This is a genomic window from Vibrio sp. 10N.247.311.47 (assembly GCF_041467535.1).
GTDB classification, from domain to species: Bacteria; Pseudomonadota; Gammaproteobacteria; order Enterobacterales; family Vibrionaceae; genus Vibrio; species Vibrio crassostreae_C.
In genome coordinates this window covers 10,376-10,708 of the sequence record NZ_JBFSUR010000052.1, presented here as the reverse complement: position 1 = coordinate 10,708, position 333 = coordinate 10,376, and the positions used below count along the sequence as shown (strand labels likewise).

Here is a 333-nt window from a genome sequence, read left to right as displayed (position 1 = left end):
TTACGCTGGTGAGGTTGTTTAAAGAAAACGCACTATTTCCAATTGTGGTCACCAAATTTGGGATGGTTACGCTGGTGAGGTTGTTTAAAGAAAACGCACTATTTCCAATTGTGGTCACCGAAGTTGGGATGGTTACGCTAGTGAGATTGTTAGAAGAAAACGCATACTCTCCAATTGTGGTCACCGAGTCAGGAATAACAATCTCCTTTCTTACTCCACCATAGGAAATTATTATCTTTTTGTTATCAGTGCCATCATCATTACGAGCAAAAATAAAACCATCTGATGGGACATTGTTAACTATTGATATTGCATTTTTATTAAATGCCCGCT

Annotated in this window: 1 protein-coding gene; it reads right to left on the bottom strand. The window is 38.1% G+C overall.

Annotated features, from left to right (window positions below):
* The coding region (locus tag AB6E51_RS22750) for a leucine-rich repeat domain-containing protein (RefSeq protein WP_372140218.1) at positions 1-333 on the bottom strand (333 nt) is incomplete at both ends.